At 66.5% G+C, this 17389-nt stretch carries 16 protein-coding genes and 1 riboswitch; of the genes, 7 read left to right on the forward strand and 9 right to left on the reverse strand.

Features of this window, described 5'->3' with window-relative positions; translation table 11 throughout:
* Nucleotides 1-43: 43 nt before the first annotated feature.
* The 3 genes from LB518_RS00770 to thrC are packed head-to-tail and all read right to left on the reverse strand — an operon-like array spanning nt 44 to nt 3358.
* Complete coding sequence (locus tag LB518_RS00770; RefSeq protein WP_224571954.1) at nt 44-631, reverse strand: GNAT family N-acetyltransferase; 588 nt, start codon at nt 629-631, stop codon at nt 44-46.
* Nucleotides 632-645: 14 nt separating this feature from the next.
* Nucleotides 646-1920, reverse strand: a complete 1275-nt coding sequence (locus LB518_RS00775) for a M16 family metallopeptidase (RefSeq protein WP_224571955.1) — start codon at nt 1918-1920, stop codon at nt 646-648.
* A 25-nt stretch (nt 1921-1945) separates the two neighbouring features.
* Nucleotides 1946-3358, reverse strand: a complete 1413-nt coding sequence (thrC, locus tag LB518_RS00780) for a threonine synthase (RefSeq protein ID WP_224571957.1) — start codon at nt 3356-3358, stop codon at nt 1946-1948.
* A gap of 186 nt (nt 3359-3544) precedes the next feature.
* On the opposite strand from thrC, the gene LB518_RS00785 reads away from it, so the two are divergent.
* From LB518_RS00785 to gcvPB, 5 genes are all read left to right on the forward strand, one after another.
* Entirely contained in the window at nt 3545-4240 is a 696-nt protein-coding gene (locus LB518_RS00785; RefSeq protein ID WP_224571959.1) for a hypothetical protein, read from the forward strand.
* 130 nt (nt 4241-4370) lie between these two features.
* Nucleotides 4371-4469: riboswitch (glycine riboswitch) on the forward strand.
* Nucleotides 4470-4633: 164 nt separating this feature from the next.
* Nucleotides 4634-5797: a glycine cleavage system aminomethyltransferase GcvT gene (gene gcvT, locus LB518_RS00790; protein WP_224571961.1), complete on the forward strand. Its 1164-nt coding sequence runs from the start codon at nt 4634-4636 to the stop codon at nt 5795-5797.
* A gap of 22 nt (nt 5798-5819) precedes the next feature.
* A complete protein-coding gene (gene gcvH, locus LB518_RS00795) occupies nt 5820-6191 on the forward strand; it encodes a glycine cleavage system protein GcvH (protein WP_224571963.1) in 372 nt (123 codons plus the stop codon).
* Nucleotides 6192-6263: 72 nt separating this feature from the next.
* Nucleotides 6264-7607 (forward strand): aminomethyl-transferring glycine dehydrogenase subunit GcvPA, encoded by a 1344-nt coding sequence (gene gcvPA / locus LB518_RS00800; RefSeq protein ID WP_224571966.1) that lies wholly within the window; start codon nt 6264-6266, stop codon nt 7605-7607.
* Nucleotides 7604-9175 (forward strand): aminomethyl-transferring glycine dehydrogenase subunit GcvPB, encoded by a 1572-nt coding sequence (gene gcvPB, locus LB518_RS00805; RefSeq protein ID WP_224571968.1) that lies wholly within the window; start codon nt 7604-7606, stop codon nt 9173-9175. Before gcvPA ends, gcvPB begins: the two co-directional genes overlap by 4 nt.
* A 144-nt stretch (nt 9176-9319) precedes the next feature.
* On the opposite strand, the gene LB518_RS00810 is transcribed toward gcvPB, so the two are convergent.
* The 3 genes from LB518_RS00810 to LB518_RS00820 all read right to left on the reverse strand — a co-directional run bounded on the left by LB518_RS00810 (nt 9320) and on the right by LB518_RS00820 (nt 12016).
* Nucleotides 9320-9760 carry a DUF1284 domain-containing protein gene (locus LB518_RS00810; protein ID WP_224571970.1) on the reverse strand — a complete coding sequence of 147 codons (441 nt, stop codon included), beginning with the start codon at nt 9758-9760 and terminating at the stop codon, nt 9320-9322.
* A gap of 19 nt (nt 9761-9779) precedes the next feature.
* Nucleotides 9780-10460, reverse strand: coding sequence for an HAD family hydrolase (locus LB518_RS00815; protein WP_224571972.1), 681 nt, complete (start codon nt 10458-10460; stop codon nt 9780-9782).
* 107 nt (nt 10461-10567) lie between these two features.
* Entirely contained in the window at nt 10568-12016 is a 1449-nt protein-coding gene (locus LB518_RS00820) for a vWA domain-containing protein (RefSeq protein ID WP_224571974.1), read from the reverse strand.
* A 250-nt stretch (nt 12017-12266) separates the two neighbouring features.
* Between LB518_RS00820 and LB518_RS00825 the strand changes: the two genes are divergently transcribed.
* Nucleotides 12267-13391, forward strand: a complete 1125-nt coding sequence (locus tag LB518_RS00825) for a site-specific DNA-methyltransferase (protein ID WP_224571975.1) — start codon at nt 12267-12269, stop codon at nt 13389-13391.
* A gap of 20 nt (nt 13392-13411) precedes the next feature.
* On the opposite strand, the gene LB518_RS00830 is transcribed toward LB518_RS00825, so the two are convergent.
* From LB518_RS00830 to mutY, 3 genes are all read right to left on the reverse strand, one after another.
* A complete protein-coding gene (locus LB518_RS00830; protein ID WP_224571977.1) occupies nt 13412-13942 on the reverse strand; it encodes a DUF1993 family protein in 531 nt (176 codons plus the stop codon).
* 32 nt (nt 13943-13974) lie between these two features.
* Nucleotides 13975-14604 (reverse strand): HAD family hydrolase, encoded by a 630-nt coding sequence (locus LB518_RS00835; protein WP_224571978.1) that lies wholly within the window; start codon nt 14602-14604, stop codon nt 13975-13977.
* Between the two features lie 63 nt (nt 14605-14667).
* Nucleotides 14668-15768 carry an A/G-specific adenine glycosylase gene (gene mutY, locus LB518_RS00840; RefSeq protein ID WP_224571979.1) on the reverse strand — a complete coding sequence of 367 codons (1101 nt, stop codon included), beginning with the start codon at nt 15766-15768 and terminating at the stop codon, nt 14668-14670.
* Between the two features lie 127 nt (nt 15769-15895).
* Here mutY and LB518_RS00845 point away from each other — a divergent pair, with 127 nt between their 5' ends.
* Nucleotides 15896-17389 carry a pyruvate kinase gene (locus tag LB518_RS00845; protein ID WP_224571980.1) on the forward strand — a complete coding sequence of 498 codons (1494 nt, stop codon included), beginning with the start codon at nt 15896-15898 and terminating at the stop codon, nt 17387-17389.

Genomic DNA, 17389 nt, shown 5'->3' on the forward strand with positions numbered 1-17389 from the left:
TTCGGCTGGCCGAAGCCGAGCCGCCGAAGCGAGGCCCGCGCCGTCACGGGCGGGGATCATCGCTCACGATTGCGAAGAGCAGGTGATCCTGCCAGCGGCCGTCGATGTTGAGATAGCGCCGCGCATAGCCCTCGCGGGTGAATCCGGCTTTTTCGAGAAGGCGGATCGAGGCGGCATTGTGCGGCAGGCATGCAGCCTCGAGCCGATGCAGCCGCAGCGTGTCGAACACGAAGGGAATCACCGCCTTGACGGCGGCCGTCATAAAGCCCTTGCCGGCGTAGCGCTCGCCCATCCAGTAGCCGAGCGAGCAGGACTGCGTCACGCCGCGCACGATATGCGACAGCGTCAGTCCGCCGACGAGCGTGAGATCACCGGTTCGGAACACCAGAAACGGATAGCCGGTCGCTTCCTGCATCTCGCGCTGGTAGCGGCGCAGCCGCCGCCGGAAGGCCGGCTTGGTGAGGTCGTCGATCGGCCAGACCGGCTCCCAGGGCATGAGGAACGAGCGGCTGGCGCCGCGCAGTTCGCTCCAGGCCGCATAATCGGCCATGCCGGGGCTGCGCAGGATCACGGTCTCGGTCGAGATGACCGGTGCGGGCTGGAACGGGACCACGGAGCGCAGGAATTCCATCGCCCGCGCCTGCCTTATGCCGCGACCGACGAGCCCAGGCGCTGGGAAATCCGGCTGCGATCGGCGAGCTTGTCGATCGGGCCGATGGCGGCCAGCGTCGGCGCGCTGCCGGTGAAGATATTCTGGGCGAGATCGCGCAGCTTGGTCACGCTGACCGCATCGATGCGGGCGACCAGTTCGTCGACGGCGATCGGCCGGCCGAACAGCAGGATCTGCCGCGCCAGTTGCCCCGCGCGCGCCGCCGGGCTTTCGAGGCTCATCAAAAGGCTCGCCCTCATCTGCGCCCGGGCCCGCGACAGTTCCGCCTCGGAAATGTCATGGCTTGCCCGTTCGAGCTCGCCGAGCAGCACCGGCATCAGTTCCTCGATATCGTCAGCGCCTGTCGCCGCATGGATGCCGAACAGGCCGGTATCGGCGAAGCTCCAATGGAACGAATAGATCGAATAGCAGAGCCCACGCTTTTCGCGCACCTCCTGGAAGAGCCGCGAAGACATGCCGCCGCCGAGCAGCGAGGCCAGGATCTGAACCGCGTGGAAATCCTCCGAGGCGTAGGGCAGCCCCTGGAAGCCCAGCAGGATCTGCGCCTCCATCAGCTTGCGCCGCTCGCGCACGTCGCCGCCGATATAGTGAGCCGCTTCCGCGTCGGGCAGCGGCGTCGAGGGCAGGCCTGCAAATCGGTCCTCGGCCAGCGCGACGAGCTTGGCGTGGTCCACGGCCCCGGCCGCCGACAGCACCATCGAAGGGCCGTGATAATGGCGGTCGAGATAGGATGACAGATGTTGCGGGCGCGTGCCGCGAACAGTTTGCTCCGTGCCGAGAATGGTGCGGCCGAGCGGCTGGTCGGGGAAGGCGCCCTCGATGAAGAAATCGAACACCCGGTCCTCGGGCGTGTCGAGCGAGGCGCCGATTTCCTGCACGATGACGTGCTGCTCGCGCTCCAGCTCATGCGGGTCGAAGGCCGAGTTGCAGAGAATGTCGGCAAGGATGTCGACGGCAAGCTCCGCATCGGGCTTCAGGATGCGCGCGTAATAGGAGGTCGTCTCGACGGAGGTCGCGGCGTTCACCTCGCCGCCGACCGCTTCGATCTCCTCGGCGATGTCGGTTGCCGAGCGGCGCGCCGTGCCCTTGAAGGCCATATGCTCGAGGAGATGCGAGATACCGTGCTCGGATGAGGATTCGAGCCGCGAGCCGGCTCCGACCCAAACGCCGAGCGCGGCGCTTTCGAGGTGGTCCATCGCATGGCTCGCTATCGTGAGCCCGGACGGAAGCTTGGTCACCTCGACGCCCATCAGCGGCGAACCGCGCTGTATCGGGTCATGTTCCAGCCCTTTCCTCGACCGCTCGTGCGCGCGCTTCGACGAAGCGGGCGACGGCTTCTGTATCATTGGGGAGGACCGAGAAATGCTCCTCCCGGTCCATGAAATTGCCGAGCCAGGCCGGCAGTTCCGGCTTGACGCCGGTTGCGGCCTCGACTGCGGCCGGGAATTTCGCCGGATGCGCGGTGGAAAGCGTCACCATCGGCGTTGCGGACGGCGCAATGCGGTCAGCGACCGTGAGCGCGACGGCCGTATGCGGATCTGCCAGATAACCGGTCTCAGTCAGAAGGCTACGCATCGTCGCGGCTGTCGCTGCCTCGTCGGCACGGCCGGCCTCGAACTCGCTTCGGATCGCCGCAAGAGCGGCTGGCGGCACGGTGAAGGCGCCCGATTGCGCGAGACCGCCCATCAATTGCCGCACGGCGTCAGGGTCGCGGCCGGCCGACTCGAACAGCAGCCGCTCGAAATTCGAGGAGATCTGGATGTCCATCGACGGCGAGGTGGTCGGCACGACGCCGGTCATCTCGTAGCGTCCGCTTGCGAGCGTGCGGGCAAGGATGTCGTTGGAATTCGTCGCGATGACGAGCCGCTCGATCGGCAGGCCGATGCGCTTGGCGACATAGCCGGCGAAGACATCGCCGAAATTGCCGGTCGGCACCGTGAACGACACGGCGCGGTGCGGCGCGCCGAGCGCGAGGCCCGCCGTGACGTAATAGACGACCTGCGCGACGATGCGCGCCCAATTGATCGAATTGACGCCGGAAAGCGCGACGCGGTCGCGGAATTTCAGATCGTTGAACAGCGACTTGATGATCGCCTGGCAATCATCGAACGAGCCTTCGACCGCGACGGCGTGCACATTGGCATCAGCCGCCGTCGTCATCTGGCGCTGCTGAACCGGCGAGACGCGGCCCTTCGGAAACAGGATGAAGATATCCGTCGCCTGGCGGCCCCGAAACGCCTCGATCGCCGCCCCGCCGGTGTCGCCCGAAGTGGCGCCGACGATCGTCGCGCGGCGGCCACGGGCGGTGAGGACATGGTCCATCAGCCGCGCCAGCAACTGCATGGCGACGTCCTTGAAGGCGAGCGTCGGACCGTGGAAGAGCTCGAGAATGAAGGCGTTCGGCCCCGTCTGCACCAGCGGCGCGACGGCCGGGTGGCGGAACGTGGCATAGGCCTCGCGACAGAGCCGCGCGAGCAGGGCGTCTTCGATCTCGCCGCCGACAAACGGCTGGATCACCGCGAAGGCGACCTCATGATAGGGGCGGCCGGCAAGGCGCGCGAGCGCGTCGGCGCTGAAGGACGGCCAGGTCTCAGGCACATAGAGGCCGCCATCGCGCGCGAGACCGGCAAGCAGGACATCGCAAAAGCCGAGCTGGGGCGCGGTGCCGCGCGTGCTCACATATTTCACGGAACTCGAAACCTCCACAAACCGCTCCATGACGAGGCGGCCGAAGCGGCACCCTATCGCCGCGTGCCGCGACCGGCAAGCTTGGACCGCGGCGCCTGGATGGGCGAAGTCGGTCTGCCACCAAGTCGCCAAAGATTGATCGGACTGTTATAGAGGTCGCGCTTCAGCGTCGAGGAATAATCGGAAATGCAGTCTTCGTCTGTCCGCGGCTTGCTCATTGCCAGATCGCCCTCCATCGTTGCCGTCGCTCTTTCGGCCGCTCTCCTCGCTGCCTGCAGCAGCATCGGCGGCGGATCGGGCGCGGGTGACGCCACCGTCGATGGCACCGCTCCAGCGCCGGCGCAGGGCGGCGGCAACATGCTGTCCAACGCGCTGTTCGGCGGCCCGAGCGCTGGCAAGGCCGGCGCCGTGGTGCTCGACCCCAGCGAATACCAGAAGACCGTCGCGCTCTGCCCGCCCGTCTCGATCCGGCCGGGCACCGAACAGATGACCGCGCTCGCTGCCGGCGCCAAGGCTGATCCGATCACCGGGGCGCCGCCGCCGGTCACCTACCAGTCCTCGATCGTCAAGACCGCGCGCGAATGCCGCGCCACCGAGGGCGGCGTCGCGGTCAAGGTCGGCGTCATCGGGCGCACGGTGGCGGGGCCGGCCGGCAAGGCTGGCACCATCACGGTGCCGCTGCGCATCGCCGTGGTTCAGGGCAGCGACAAGATCCTGAAATCCGAGCTGTTCAAGATCCCGGTCACGCTGACCGAGCCGAATCTCTCGACCGATTTCACCAAGATCGACGACCAGATCGTGCTGCCGATCGCGCCCGGCAATTCCGATTATCGCATCTATGTCGGCTTCGACGACGCGCCCGTGCGGTCAACCCGCCGCTGAGTGTATCGACGCCTCCCGGGCGATTGCGCCGCACGCGGGCTGCTTGACTGCAGCGCGGCGCTCTCTACACTTGCGGGCAGGCTGGGTCTCCGTCGCGATCCAGCCGAGGGGTGTCGCATGCGGCGCCGCTTGACGACCGCCGGGAGAGACCGCCGGGGCTAACGCCCTGTCGGCGCCGAAGGAGCAACCGCCCCGGAAACTCTCAGGCTCAAGGACCGGACGGTCGGCGACGCTCTGGAAAGCAGTCCGCTCGCAAGGGCAGGCTCACCGAAGGAGCAACCATGCGTGCCTTAAGGGCGCATGGGAAATCTCTCAGGTTCTCGGACAGAGGGGGCGCGGCAGGTCCGGTTTTCGGACAGGCCGTGCATTGGAACCCCGTCCGAGGAGCCTTTGATGGCGCATGCCTCCGAAGCTGAGACCACCGCGACCAGCCTCAGCGAAACGCCGCTCGCCGATCTGCACAGAAGGCTGGGCGCGCGCATGGTGCCGTTCGCCGGCTACGCCATGCCGGTCCAATACCCAACAGGCATCCTCACCGAACATAACTGGACGCGCGAAAAGGCAGGCCTCTTCGACGTCTCGCATATGGGCCAGTGCTTTCTGATCGGCCCTGACCATGCCACGACGGCGAAGGCGCTCGAAGCGCTGACACCCGGCGATTTCCAGGGTCTTGGCCTCGGTCGCATCCGCTACACGCTGTTCACGACGGCCGAGGGCGGCATCATCGACGATCTGATGGTCACGCGGTCGGCCGATCCCGGCGCGGACGGCGCGTTGTTCCTCGTCGTCAATGCGGGCCGCAAGGCGATCGATTATGCCCATCTCGCCGCGAACCTTCCCGGCGATGTCGAACTCGTCATGGCCGATGACCGGGCGCTTCTGGCGCTGCAGGGGCCGCTGGCCGCGGCCGTCATGGCGCGGCTCTGTCCGGCCGCTGCCGAAATTGGCTTCATGACGGCGATCACGGCGGCGATCGGCGGTATCGAATGCGCCATCAGCCGCTCCGGCTATACCGGCGAGGATGGCTTCGAGATTTCCGTCGATGCCGACAAGGCGGAAGCACTGGCAACACTTCTGCTCGCCGAGCCGGAGGTGGCGCCGATCGGTCTCGGCGCGCGTGATTCGCTGCGGCTCGAAGCCGGGCTCTGCCTCTATGGCCATGATATCGACGAGGCGACCTCGCCGGCCGAAGCCGATCTCGGCTTCGCGATCGGCAAGCGGCGCCGCGCCGAGGGCGGCTTCCCGGGCGCCATGCGCATTCTCGGCGAGCTGGCGGAGGGCGTACCACGCCTTCGCGTCGGCATCCAGCCCGAGGGCAGGGCGCCGGCCCGCGAGGGCACCGAGATTCGCGACGCTGGCGGCAGCCTGGTCGGCATCGTCACGTCGGGCGGCTTCGGGCCGACGGCTGGGGGGCCGATCGCCATGGGCTATGTCAGTGCCGACTGCGCCGCTGAGGGCACGCCGCTGACGCTCACTGTTCGCGGCAAGGAACTGGTGGCGCGCGTCGTGCCGCTGCCCTTCGTACCGCACCGTTATTTCCGCAAATCCGCTTCCTGACACCTCAAGGGGACAAGCCTCCATGGCGACCTATTTCACCAAGGACCATGAATGGGTCCGCGTCGACGGCGACATCGCAACGGTCGGCATCTCGGACTATGCCCAGTCGCAGCTCGGCGACGTCGTCTATGTCGAGCTCCCCGAGATTGGCAAGCAACTCGCCAAGGGCGATGAAGCGGCCGTCGTCGAATCGGTGAAGGCGGCGAGCGAAGTGTTCGCGCCGATCTCCGGCATCGTCGAAGGCATCAATGCCGGCCTCGTCGACCAGCCGGCCAAGATCAACGAGGCGCCGGAGGGTGAGGGCTGGTTCCTGAAGCTCATCATCGCCGACAAGGGCGAACTCGTCGGCCTGATGGACGAGACCGCCTACAAGGCCTTCCTCGAGACGCTGTGAGCCGGGCTGGAAACTGAGCCTCTCCCAAAAGGGAGCGGCAGCGTGCCGGCTTCGCTGCGAAGGACCAACTCCATGCGCTATCTGCCCCATTCCGAGGCCGATCGGGAGGCGATGCTCGCCACGATTGGCGTCGGCTCGATCGACGATCTCTTCTCCGACATCCCGGCCAATCTGCGCGTCCACGGGCTCGATCTTCCGCGCGCGGCGGGTGAGCTTTCCGTCGAGCGGACGCTGGGGCGCCTCGCTGCGAAGAACGTGCCGGCTTCCTCGGTGCCGTTCTTCGTCGGCGCCGGCGCCTACAAGCACCACGTCCCCGCGACGGTCGACCATCTGATCCAGCGCTCGGAGTTCCTGACCTCCTACACGCCGTATCAGCCGGAGATCACGCAGGGCACGCTGCAATATCTGTTCGAATTCCAGACCCAGGTCGCGCATCTCACCGGCATGGAGGTCGCTAACGCCTCGATGTATGACGGCTCCACGGCGACCGCCGAAGCGGTGCTGATGGCGCACCGCGTCACCAGGCGGAAGAAGGCGGTGCTTTCGGGCGGGTTGCATCCGCATTATCGCGCCGTTGTCGAGACAACCTCGGCGATGGCGTCCGACACCGTGGAAGCGCTGCCGGCCGATCCCGGCGCGACCGAGGACATTCTCGCCCGCATCGATGCGGACACTTCCTGCGTCGTCGTGCAGTCGCCCTCGGTCTATGGCCATCTGATCGATCTCGCGCCAATCGCCGCCCGCGCGCATGAGGTCGGCGCGTTGCTGGTTGCCGTCGTCACCGAGGTGGTGTCGCTCGGCCTCGTCGAATCCCCCGGCGCGCAGGGCGCCGACATCGTCGTCGGCGAAGGTCAGTCGATCGGCAACGCGCTCTCCTTCGGCGGGCCCTATGTCGGGCTCTTCGCGGCGCGCGCCAAGCATGTGCGCCAGATGCCCGGCCGGCTCTGCGGCGAGACCGTTGATGCCGAAGGGCGGCGCGGTTTCGTGCTGACGCTCTCGACCCGCGAGCAGCATATCCGCCGCGACAAGGCCACTTCGAATATCTGTACGAATTCAGGCCTTTGCGCACTCGCCTTCACGATCCACATGACGCTGCTCGGCGAGACCGGCCTTGTCCGCCTCGCACGCATCAATCACGCCAATGCCGTGAAGCTGGCGGAATCGATTGGCGAGGTTTCGGGCGTAACCCTCTTGAATGACTCGTTCTTCAACGAGTTCACGCTGCGCCTTCCGGCAAACGCGGCGGATATCGTCGAGAAGCTGGCCGCCAAGGGCATTCTCGGCGGCGTGCCGGTCTCCCGGCTTGAGCCCGGCAATGCCGACCTCGCCAATCTGCTGCTGGTCGCATCGACCGAAGTGAACACCGACGAGGACCGCGCCGCCTTTGTCGCCGCGCTGAAGGAGGTGCTGGCATGACCATGAACACGCAAGGCCGTCCCACCGATGCCGGCAGCGCCGGCGTTTCGTCGACGGACACCTTCACCGGCAATCGCGGCCTCCAGATCGAGGAGGCGTTGTTGTTCGAGGTTGGGCGGACGGATGTCACCGGCGTCGATCTTGACGAGCCCGAAGCCTTCGCGCCGCGTCTCGGCAAGCTCGCGCGCAAGAGCGCCATCGACTTGCCCGGTCTCTCGGAGCCCGAGGCGATGCGCCATTATGTGCGCCTCTCCCAGAAGAACTATGCCATCGACAGCGGCCTCTATCCGCTCGGCTCCTGCACGATGAAGCACAATCCTCGGCTCAACGAAAAGGTGGCGCGGCTTGGCGGCTTCGGCGATATCCATCCGCTGCAGCCGCTCTCCACGGTCTCGGGAGCGGTCGACCTGATGGCCGAACTCGGCCGCTGGCTGATCGAGATGACCGGCATGACGAGTGTCGCACTGTCGCCGAAAGCCGGCGCGCATGGCGAACTCTGCGGCATGATGGCGATCAAGGCCGCGATTCTCGCGCGCGGTGAGCCACGCGACATCGTGCTGGTGCCGGAATCGGCGCATGGCACCAATCCGGCGACCGCCGCGCTGATCGGCTTCAAGGTGGTGACCGTGCCGGCGCGGCCCGATGGCACCGTCGATCCGGCCGCGGTCAAGGCGCTGCTCTCGCCGCAGGTCGCGGCGATCATGCTGACCAATCCGAACACCTGCGGCCTTTTCGAGCGCGACGTCGTCGAGATCGCGGCGGCGGTGCATGCGGCCGGCGCCTATTTCTATTGCGACGGCGCCAATTTCAACGCGATTGTCGGCAAGGCGAAGGTCGGCGAACTCGGCGTCGACGCGATGCATATCAACCTGCACAAGACTTTCTCGACGCCGCATGGTGGCGGCGGTCCGGGTGCGGGACCGGTGGTGTTCTCCAGCCGGCTCGCCGCCTTCGCGCCGCTGCCCTTCATCCGCATCGAGGCCGATGGTCCGGTCCTGGTCGAGGACGAGACGGCGGTCACGGACGGCGAGCAGCCCTTCGGCCGGATGGTGGCTTTCCATGGACAGATGGGCATGTTCGTGCGGGCGCTCAGCTACATGCTCTCGCATGGCGCCGACGGGCTGCAGCAGGCCTCCGAAGATGCCGTGCTCAACGCCAATTACGTCCGCGCCGGCCTCCGCGACGTCATGAGCCAGCCGTCCGGCGACCGCACCTGCATGCATGAGGTGCTGTTCGACGATCATTTCCTGGATGGAACCGGCGTCACCACGCTCGATTTCGCCAAGGCGATGATCGACGAGGGCTATCATCCGATGACGATGTATTTCCCGCTCGTCGTCCATGGCGCGATGCTGATCGAGCCGACCGAGTCAGAATCGAAAGCCTCCCTCGATCTCTTCATCGCCACGCTCCGCCATCTGGTGCAGCGCGCAAAGGCCGGCGATGTCGAGCGCTTCCGCGAAGCGCCGCGCTTCGCACCGCGCCGCCGGCTCGACGAGACCCGCGCCGCCCGCGCGCCGAAGCTGAAATGGGAAAGGCCGCAGGCTTTCGACCAGGCCGCGGAGTAGGGGAGGCTAGGCCCGCACACCCGCCCTCTCCGGCAAGCGGGCGAGGGGGCGCCTGCACAAGGGGTGGCAATCAGCCTCCGGCGCCGTCACTCGCACGACGATCCCCCTCTCCCGCTTGCGGGAGAGGGTTGGGGTAAGGGCACTTCAGCTGCGCTCGGAGGCCGTGATCACTAGCCGCGCGCCTTTAAACTCAGTTCCCGCGATCGCGTCGCAGAGTTCGGTCCATTGGCAGCCGCCGCAGCCGTTCCGCGTCGTGCCGGCAGCGAAGGCTGCGCGCATCGCGCCGAGCAGGTGGGCATCGAGCGAGAACGTGGCGCCGGCGGCAAGCGGCTTGCCGACCAGCGCCGAGACAGCCGTGGCTGCCGCCGCATCGCGCACGGTGACGCTCTCATTATGGCAATGCGTATCGGGCGCATCGACGACGGGTCCGCAGATATCGTCGGGCCCGGCCACCATCAGGATGTCCTCGCCGGCGCCGAGCCGCGCTGCGATGCCGTCATAGTTGCGGCAGAACGGCTCGGAATAGCCTTTGCCGACATAGGTCAGCATGCAGAGCAGGTGATGGGCGCGCAGGCGAACGGTCATCGCGGCCGCCCTGCCGTTCTCAGTCGTCGAGCCCGGACCATTCGGCCAGCGCAGCGACGATGGCCGGTAAGTTTGACATGCGATTGATGACTGTCTCGGCGCCGGCAGCCGTCAGCGCGTCGGCATGCCCCGGCCAGGAGTGCGATCCACCGGTGAAGCCGACGACCCGCATGCCCGCCGCCTTGGCGCCGTGGATGCCATGCGTCGAATCCTCGATCACCACACAGTCCTTCGGGTCAGCGTCGAATTCCTTCGCCGCGTGCAGGAACACGTCGGGCGCCGGCTTCGGACGCTTGTCGGCGACGGCGACGGCCGAGAAGATATAGGGCCGGAAGCGGTCATAGAGCTTGGTGCGCGTCAGCGAGATCTTCAGCCGCTCGGGCGAAGAATTCGAACAGATGCAGCGCTGGTAGTCGAGGCGGTCGAGCATCTCATGCACGCCGGGGATGATCTCGAGTTCCTTGGCGAGGCGGCGGTCGAGTTCCTGGTCGGTCTTCTCGTGGAAGCCGTCGGGCAGTTGGTGTCCGAGGTCAGCCTCGATGATCCGCGCGATCCGGTCCCAGGTGAGGCCGGCGAAGCGATGCGACATTTCATCGACCGAGATGTCGTAGCCGACTTCCTTCAGCCTTTCACTGTCGACGCGCGAGGCGAGGATCTCGGAATCGACGAGCACGCCGTCGCAATCGAAAATGACCAGCATGGGAGAGATATTCCGTCATGGAGTTGCGGCTGCGTCCTATCAGATCGCAGCCGCCCTGTCTTTGCCCGATCCGCCCTGTCTTCGCCGGATCATGGGCAAAGTCCGCTCTATTGGGCCGTGAATGGCACGCTTGCGAACACCGCCTTGCCACCGCCGGCGACATAGCGAAGCTCGTAGCTGCCGGGCTCCGACGGCACCGTGACGCGGACGCTCGCCATATCGGGGCGAATGCGGGACATCGTCACATGCTCGGATGAGGCCATGCCGGCGCGCGCGATGACGACATCATCGAAGCGGGCGCCAGGACCGGTCCAGGCGACATCGATGCGCGTCCCGGCGGGCGCTGACGGCGGTGCGGTCAGCGTCACGGCGGGCGGGTCGACGGTGAACTGAACCTTGGCCGCCGTCATGTTGTCGGCCGCCGAATGATAGTGCACCTCATAGAGGCCCGGCTCGAGCGGAGCATCCAGCATCACCGGCTTGAAATTGTGCCGGACGCCGACGCTTGCCAGCTCCGTTTCGCTGTTTGCCGGCGTGATCCATATCTCGTCGGAAGCGGCTGCGGGGCCGGTCCAGCCGATCGTCATCGGGGTTCCCGCCGGGATGCGGGCAGGCGCCGACACGGTGACCGGGCGCATTGCGACATCGAGCACGCGCGTTGCCAGCACGGCGTTGAGTTCGGGATGGTAGTAGCGCAGCTCATAGGTGCCGGCTTCGGCCGGCGCGGTCAGGCTGCGCTTCGTGCCTTTGGGAGAGGCGAGCACGCTGCGGATCTCCGAGCCGGGCGGCAGGCCGGGCCACGAGATCTGGATGCGGTCGTCCTTGTCCTTCGGCCCGTCATAGCCGACCTCGAACACGTCCGACTGCACGACCTTGGCTGGTGCATCAAGCGAGGCGGTCGGCAGCGTCGCCGGCGGCGCCTTGGCGTTGGCAAGCGCCGCGGTCAGGCCGCCGCCAAGGTCGGTGCCGTCCTTGGCGTTGAGGAACTTGCCGCCAGTCTTCTCCGCGATGCAGGCAACTCGCGCGCTGTCGGCATCGTCGAGCCCGAGGCCGATCACCTCGATCGTCAGGTCGCGCGCCTTCTGCTTGAGCGATTCGGCGAGCACGCAGGGATCGGCGTCGCATGCCTCGATCTTGTCGACGAAGACGACGATCGTCGCGCGTTCCTTTCGGTAATCGAGCGCGTTGGCCGCCCGCTCGATCGCGACGGCGAGCGGTGCCTTGCCGCGCGGCACCAGCGCGGCTGCCGCCTGCGCCACCGCGTCATTGCCGTTCTGCTGCGGCCTCACAACCACGGCGGCGTCGGAACAGCTGGTCTTGCTGACATTGCCGAAGGCCAGCATGCCGATCTTCGCCTCGGTCGGAAAATCGGTGACAGCGCTCGCCACCGCGTCGGCGACGAGATCGGCCTTTCGGTCGCGGCCGAGCTTTCCAGCCATCGAGGCGGACGAATCGATCACGAGCATGGCGTTGTCGGCCAGCGCCGGCGCCGCCAGGAGGGTCAGGAGCAGGGCGGTCAGGATGGGTAGGCGGGCAGTCATCGGGGCCTCGGTCATGCGGCCCTGCCAAGGGCCAGTCGATTCGGAACTCTAGAGCGTTTTCACGCGCAATGAACGCTTCATCGCAGCGGAAAGCGGCAGCCGGCGCGGCAGAGGGGCGAGTTTATCCGGTCATCTCCGGCGAAACGATGTCCGAACCCGCAATGGCGTCGCTACCTTTTCTTAACCACGCTTCCTAACGCGACCTTCACCCTGTTCGCTAACCATGGCCCTCGGAATCTTGGTGTTGCGTTGGGAGTTGCGGGGCATGCGTGGAGTACAGCTGAAGACGGTCGCACCGGCGGTCCGTCCGGCTTTTGCCGATACGATCATCAAGGGTGACTGCGTCGCTGCCCTCGAGCAATTGCCGAGCCATTCGATCGACGTGGCGTTTGCCGATCCGCCCTATAACCTCCAGCTTGCCGGTGGCCTGACCCGTCCGGATCAGTCGCTGGTCGATGCGGTTGACGATGATTGGGACCAGTTCGCGAGCTTCGAGGCTTATGACGCCTTCACGCGCGCCTGGCTGCTCGCGGTCCGCCGCGTGCTGAAGCCGGATGGCTCGCTCTGGGTCATCGGCTCCTATCACAACATCTTCCGCGTCGGCACGATGCTCCAGGATCTCGGCTTCTGGATCCTCAACGACGTGGTCTGGCGCAAGACCAACCCGATGCCAAATTTCCGCGGCAAGCGGTTTACCAACGCGCATGAGACCATGATCTGGGCCTCCCGTGGCCCGCAGTCGCGCTACACCTTCAATTACGAGGCGATGAAGGCCTTCAACGACGATGTGCAGATGCGCTCCGACTGGCTGCTGCCGATCTGCACCGGGGGCGAGCGGCTGAAGGACGCCGCCGGCACGAAGCTGCATCCGACGCAGAAGCCGGAAGCGCTGCTGGCGCGCGTGATGCTCGCCTCGACCAAGCCGGGCGACATCGTGCTCGATCCATTCTTCGGCTCCGGAACCACCGGCGCCGTCGCCAAGCGCCTCGGCCGCCACTATGTCGGCGTCGAGCGCGAGCAGGTCTATATCGACGCGGCGACCGCCCGCATCGCCGCGGTCGAGACGGCGCCTGCCGCGGCGCTCGAACTCCTGCGCGGCAAGAAGGCCGAGCCGCGCGTTCCTTTCGGCGCGCTGGTCGAGCGCGGCCTCATCCAGCCGGGCGAGATCATGACGGCGATTTCCGGGCGCTATCAGGCGCGCGTCCGGGCCGACGGCTCTGTCGAATCCGGCAGCCACACCGGCTCGATCCACCGCGTCGGCGCGCTGGTCCAAGGCTTCGATGCCTGCAACGGCTGGACGTTCTGGAGCGTCCACCGCAATGGCGTGCTGACCTCGATCGACACGTTCCGCCAGGTCGTGCGCGATGAAATGGCGGTCGCTGGCGGCTGAGGCCGCTACAGCCCGCCGGTTCAGACAAAGCGGAAGTCTGCCGGGTAGGCGTGAAACCCATCGAAATCCGCCTTGCCGATCGGGACGCCCGCAACGCGCAGGATCGCGAAGGCGGTCATGAGGTGGAAGAAGAAATTGGGCAGGGCATATTGGGTGACGAAGGTGAGCGCGTCGGTCTCGAACAGCGCCTGACCGGCCCGCTCGGAGACGATCACAGCCTCCTTGCCGTTGATATCCTCCGGGCGAAGCGCCGCCAGAACCGCGATCCGCTCGGCGACCAGCCCCCGAAGGTCCGGGATGTTGTCTGCATCCGTTGCGGGGAGGCTGACTAGTGCTGCCGCGATCGGAGCGAGGGCTCTCGCCGAGAAGCCGATTGCGATCAGGACCTGCCTGCGAAGATCGAACATTCCCTCGTTCAGCGACAGAGCGAGCAGCGCCGCCTCGCTTCGTCCCTCAGCCGCCGCAAATACAGCCAGGCGGTCCAGCAGACCGTCAAGACGCCGCAGATAGCGGATCAGCACAGGCACAGAGATGGTGTAGAGGTCGGCCATGCGCCTGTCCGCGTGAATGTCCATTGTCCGGATCAGGCCGGCAGCCTGATCCCGTAGCGCTCGAGGTCGGCGCGCAGCGTCGCCGGGTCGATGAAACGCTCGGCGTTCCAGCCGGCCGCGCGCGCCGCTTCGATATTGGCCGGCATATCGTCGAAGAAGAGGGTTGCGGCGGGGTCGAGGCCATGGCTCGCGACGTGATGGTGATAGATTGCGACGTCTGGCTTCACCAGGCGGATATTGCCCGAGACCGTGATGCCCCTAAACGTCGTCAGATAAGGGAAGCGCGCCTGCGCCTCGGCGAAGGTATCCTCAGCGAAATTGGTCAGCGCGGTCACGTCATAGCCGGCGTCGATCAGCGCCTGAAGAATGGCGGCCGATTCCTCGATCGGGCCGGGGACCATCTCGTGCCAGTCGCGGCGCCAGGCGCGGATGTGATCGGCGCGGTGCGGATGCAGCGCGATCGCCTCGGCTTCGGCCTCGGCCCAGCTCCGACCGCGATCCTGCGCGAGATTCCAGTCATGTGTGCAAACCTCGGCGAGGAAGGCAGCACGCTCGGCGTCGTCAGGAATGAGCCGCCCATAGAGCAATTCCGGGTTCCACTGGATCAGCACATTGCCGATATCGAAGACGATGTGGCGGATCTCGGGGGTCGATTCAGGCATGGGCTGGCCTCCAGCTGTTGTTTGTGGCCCCGATCGGGGGCAGCGGCGGGAACTCGGGCGCGATCAGCGGCGCCTTTTGGTGATTCCAGGATGCGCTGCTTCGATGGCCTTTTTCATGACGCTCGGCAACGCTTCGCCGGGGAGATCATCCGGGCGCGACCACCAATGCCCATCCGGCGGGTTGAAACCGCGCGGCGGCGCGGCGGCATAGATGTCGAGCGTCAGGCGGAAATGCGTGAAGACATGCACCACCGGCGCCGCGCCCCGCTGCCAGTCCGCCCGGAAGGGCGCGTCGTCAAGCGCCTTATGGGATGGAAACGCCGGCAACCACTCCGTCCCGGGTACTTCGGTCATCGCGCCGAGCAAGCCCTTGTCCGGCCGCCGGCGCAGCAGGATCGCGCCATCGTCACGTCTGGCGACAAAAGCAGCGCCCGCGCGCTCCGGACGCGCTGACTTGGCGGCCTTGCGGGGAAAGCTCTCCTCAATGCCGGCGGCATGCGCGGCGCAGGATGCTTCCCATGGGCAAAGCACGCAGGCCGGGCGCCGCGGCGTGCAGATCGTCGCGCCGAGATCCATCATCGCCTGTGCATAGTCGCCGGGCCGGCTCGTTGGCGTCAGCTGCTGCTGAAGCGCGCGGATCTCCGGCTTTGCCGCCGGCAGTGGCGTTTCCACAGCGAAGACGCGGGTCAGCACACGCTCGACATTGCCATCGACCACCGCGGCCGGCTGGTCGAAAGCGATCGAGGCGATCGCCGCCGCCGTATAGCTGCCGATGCCGGGCAGCGCCGTCAGTCCGGATTCGGTTTGCGGGAATTTTCCGCCCAGCGTGCCGGCAACGGCTTCCGCCGCCGCCTTCAGATTGCGCGCCCGCGAATAATAGCCGAGCCCCGCCCAGGCCTTCATCACCTCCTCGGAGGCGGCAGCGGCCAGCGCATCGACATCAGGCCAGCGCGCAAGAAACGCCTCGAAATAGGGCTTCACCGCCGTCACGGTTGTCTGCTGCAGCATGATTTCCGACAGCCAGACACGATAGGGATCAGGCGCGACGCCGCGCTGACGCTCGGCCGGGCCAATGCGCCAGGGCAGCTTCCGAGCATGGCGATCATACCAGGCGAGAAGATCGGCGGGCGAGGGGGCGGGCCATTTCGGCGCAATTGTCATCATGAGCCCGAGTGTCGCCGAGCGCGCCGGCCCGCGCCAGTGGCCGATTGGCCGCTGGCGGATTGATCCGTGTCATCTCGTCTCCGCGGGCAGTCGCTATGGGGAAAGGGCAACCAAGCGGAGCGAGCCGATGACAGACGACGCCATGATCCTGCGGAGCGATGTCGAGACATTGCGCAGTGATGTCGAGGCCCTGGCGCGTGCCGTCGCGGCCGAGGGCGCGACGCTCTACGACCACTGGTCCGGCACCATTGAGCGCGCCGACTTCCAGCCAAGCGCCCGCAATCTCGCCCATTATCTCGCGCTTCGCCGGCGCGACAACCGTCCGCTGCAACGCCGGCTGATGGCGCATGGCCTTTCCTCGATCGGAAGGCTTGAAAGCCGCGTAATGCCGACGCTCGATGCTGTTCTCGCCGCGCTCGACGCGATTACCGAAAGGTCGCAGCGCCGCCCTTTCCCCAGCGAGGCGGAGTTCTTCGCCGGTGAGCAGCACCTCGCCGATCGCACGGCCGAAATCCTTGGGCCGCCGGCAACAGGGCGCGCTGTGCATCTGCTTGTGACCTGTCCGAGCGAGGCAGCCGACGGGCCGGACTTCATGCAGGGGTTGGCAAGGCTCGGCGTCGAGGCGGTGCGCATCAATTGTGCCCATGACGATCGTGACGCCTGGGCGCGAATGATCGGCCATGCCCGCGCGGCGGGGCTCGCCGCCGGCCGGCCGATCAAGGTGCTGATGGATCTCGCCGGTCCGAAGATCCGCACGGGCGCGATCCGCGAGCTCGATGGGCAGAAGCGGGTGAAGGACGGAGAGCGTTTCGCCATTGCCGCGCCGGGGCGCCTCATGGATGCGCCGGCGGACGTTCTGGCAGTCGAATGCACGCTGCCGCAGGCGCTCGCCGCCTGCCAGAAAGGCGAGCGCATCTTCATCGACGATGGCAAGTTGCCGACCATCGTGGTCGCGGTCGCCGATTGGGGCGTCATCGTCGAGGCGACCGGCTCGCCGGACGAGGACGGCTACAAGCTGAAGCAGGAAAAGGGCGTCAATTTTCCCGATACCGAATTCTCGATCCCAGCGCTGACGGAAAAGGACATCGAGGATCTCGATTTCGTTGCCCGCAATGCCGATGGCATCGAGTTTTCCTTCGTCCAGTCGGCTTCCGATATCGACGACCTGCACGCGGCGCTGGCCGCGATCCGACCCGATTGGCAGCGCCTTTCGCTGATCTTGAAGATCGAGACGACGCGGGCCCTCGGCAATCTGCCGGACATGATTGTCCGTGCCGGCTCGAAACAGCCGACCGCGATCATGATCGCGCGCGGCGATCTCGCCGTCGAAATCGGCTTCAACCGTCTCGCCGAAATGCAGGAGGAAATCCTCTGGATTGGCGAGGCGGCGCAGGTGCCGGTGATCTGGGCGACACAGGTGCTCGAGCACCTGATCAAGAAGGGCTTCCCCTCGCGCGGCGAGATGACCGACGCCGCCATGGCCGCCCGCGCCGAATGCGTGATGCTCAACAAGGGCCCGCATCTGATGAAGGCGATCGCCGAGCTTGAGACGCTCCTCGCCCGCATGGGCGGCCACCAATACAAGAAGACCCCGACGCTCCGGCGGCTGGCGAGTTGGTAG

Origin of the sequence: Mesorhizobium sp. BR1-1-16 (assembly GCF_020165495.1) — a bacterium.
In the GTDB taxonomy this organism is placed as follows: Bacteria; Pseudomonadota; Alphaproteobacteria; order Rhizobiales; family Kaistiaceae; genus Kaistia.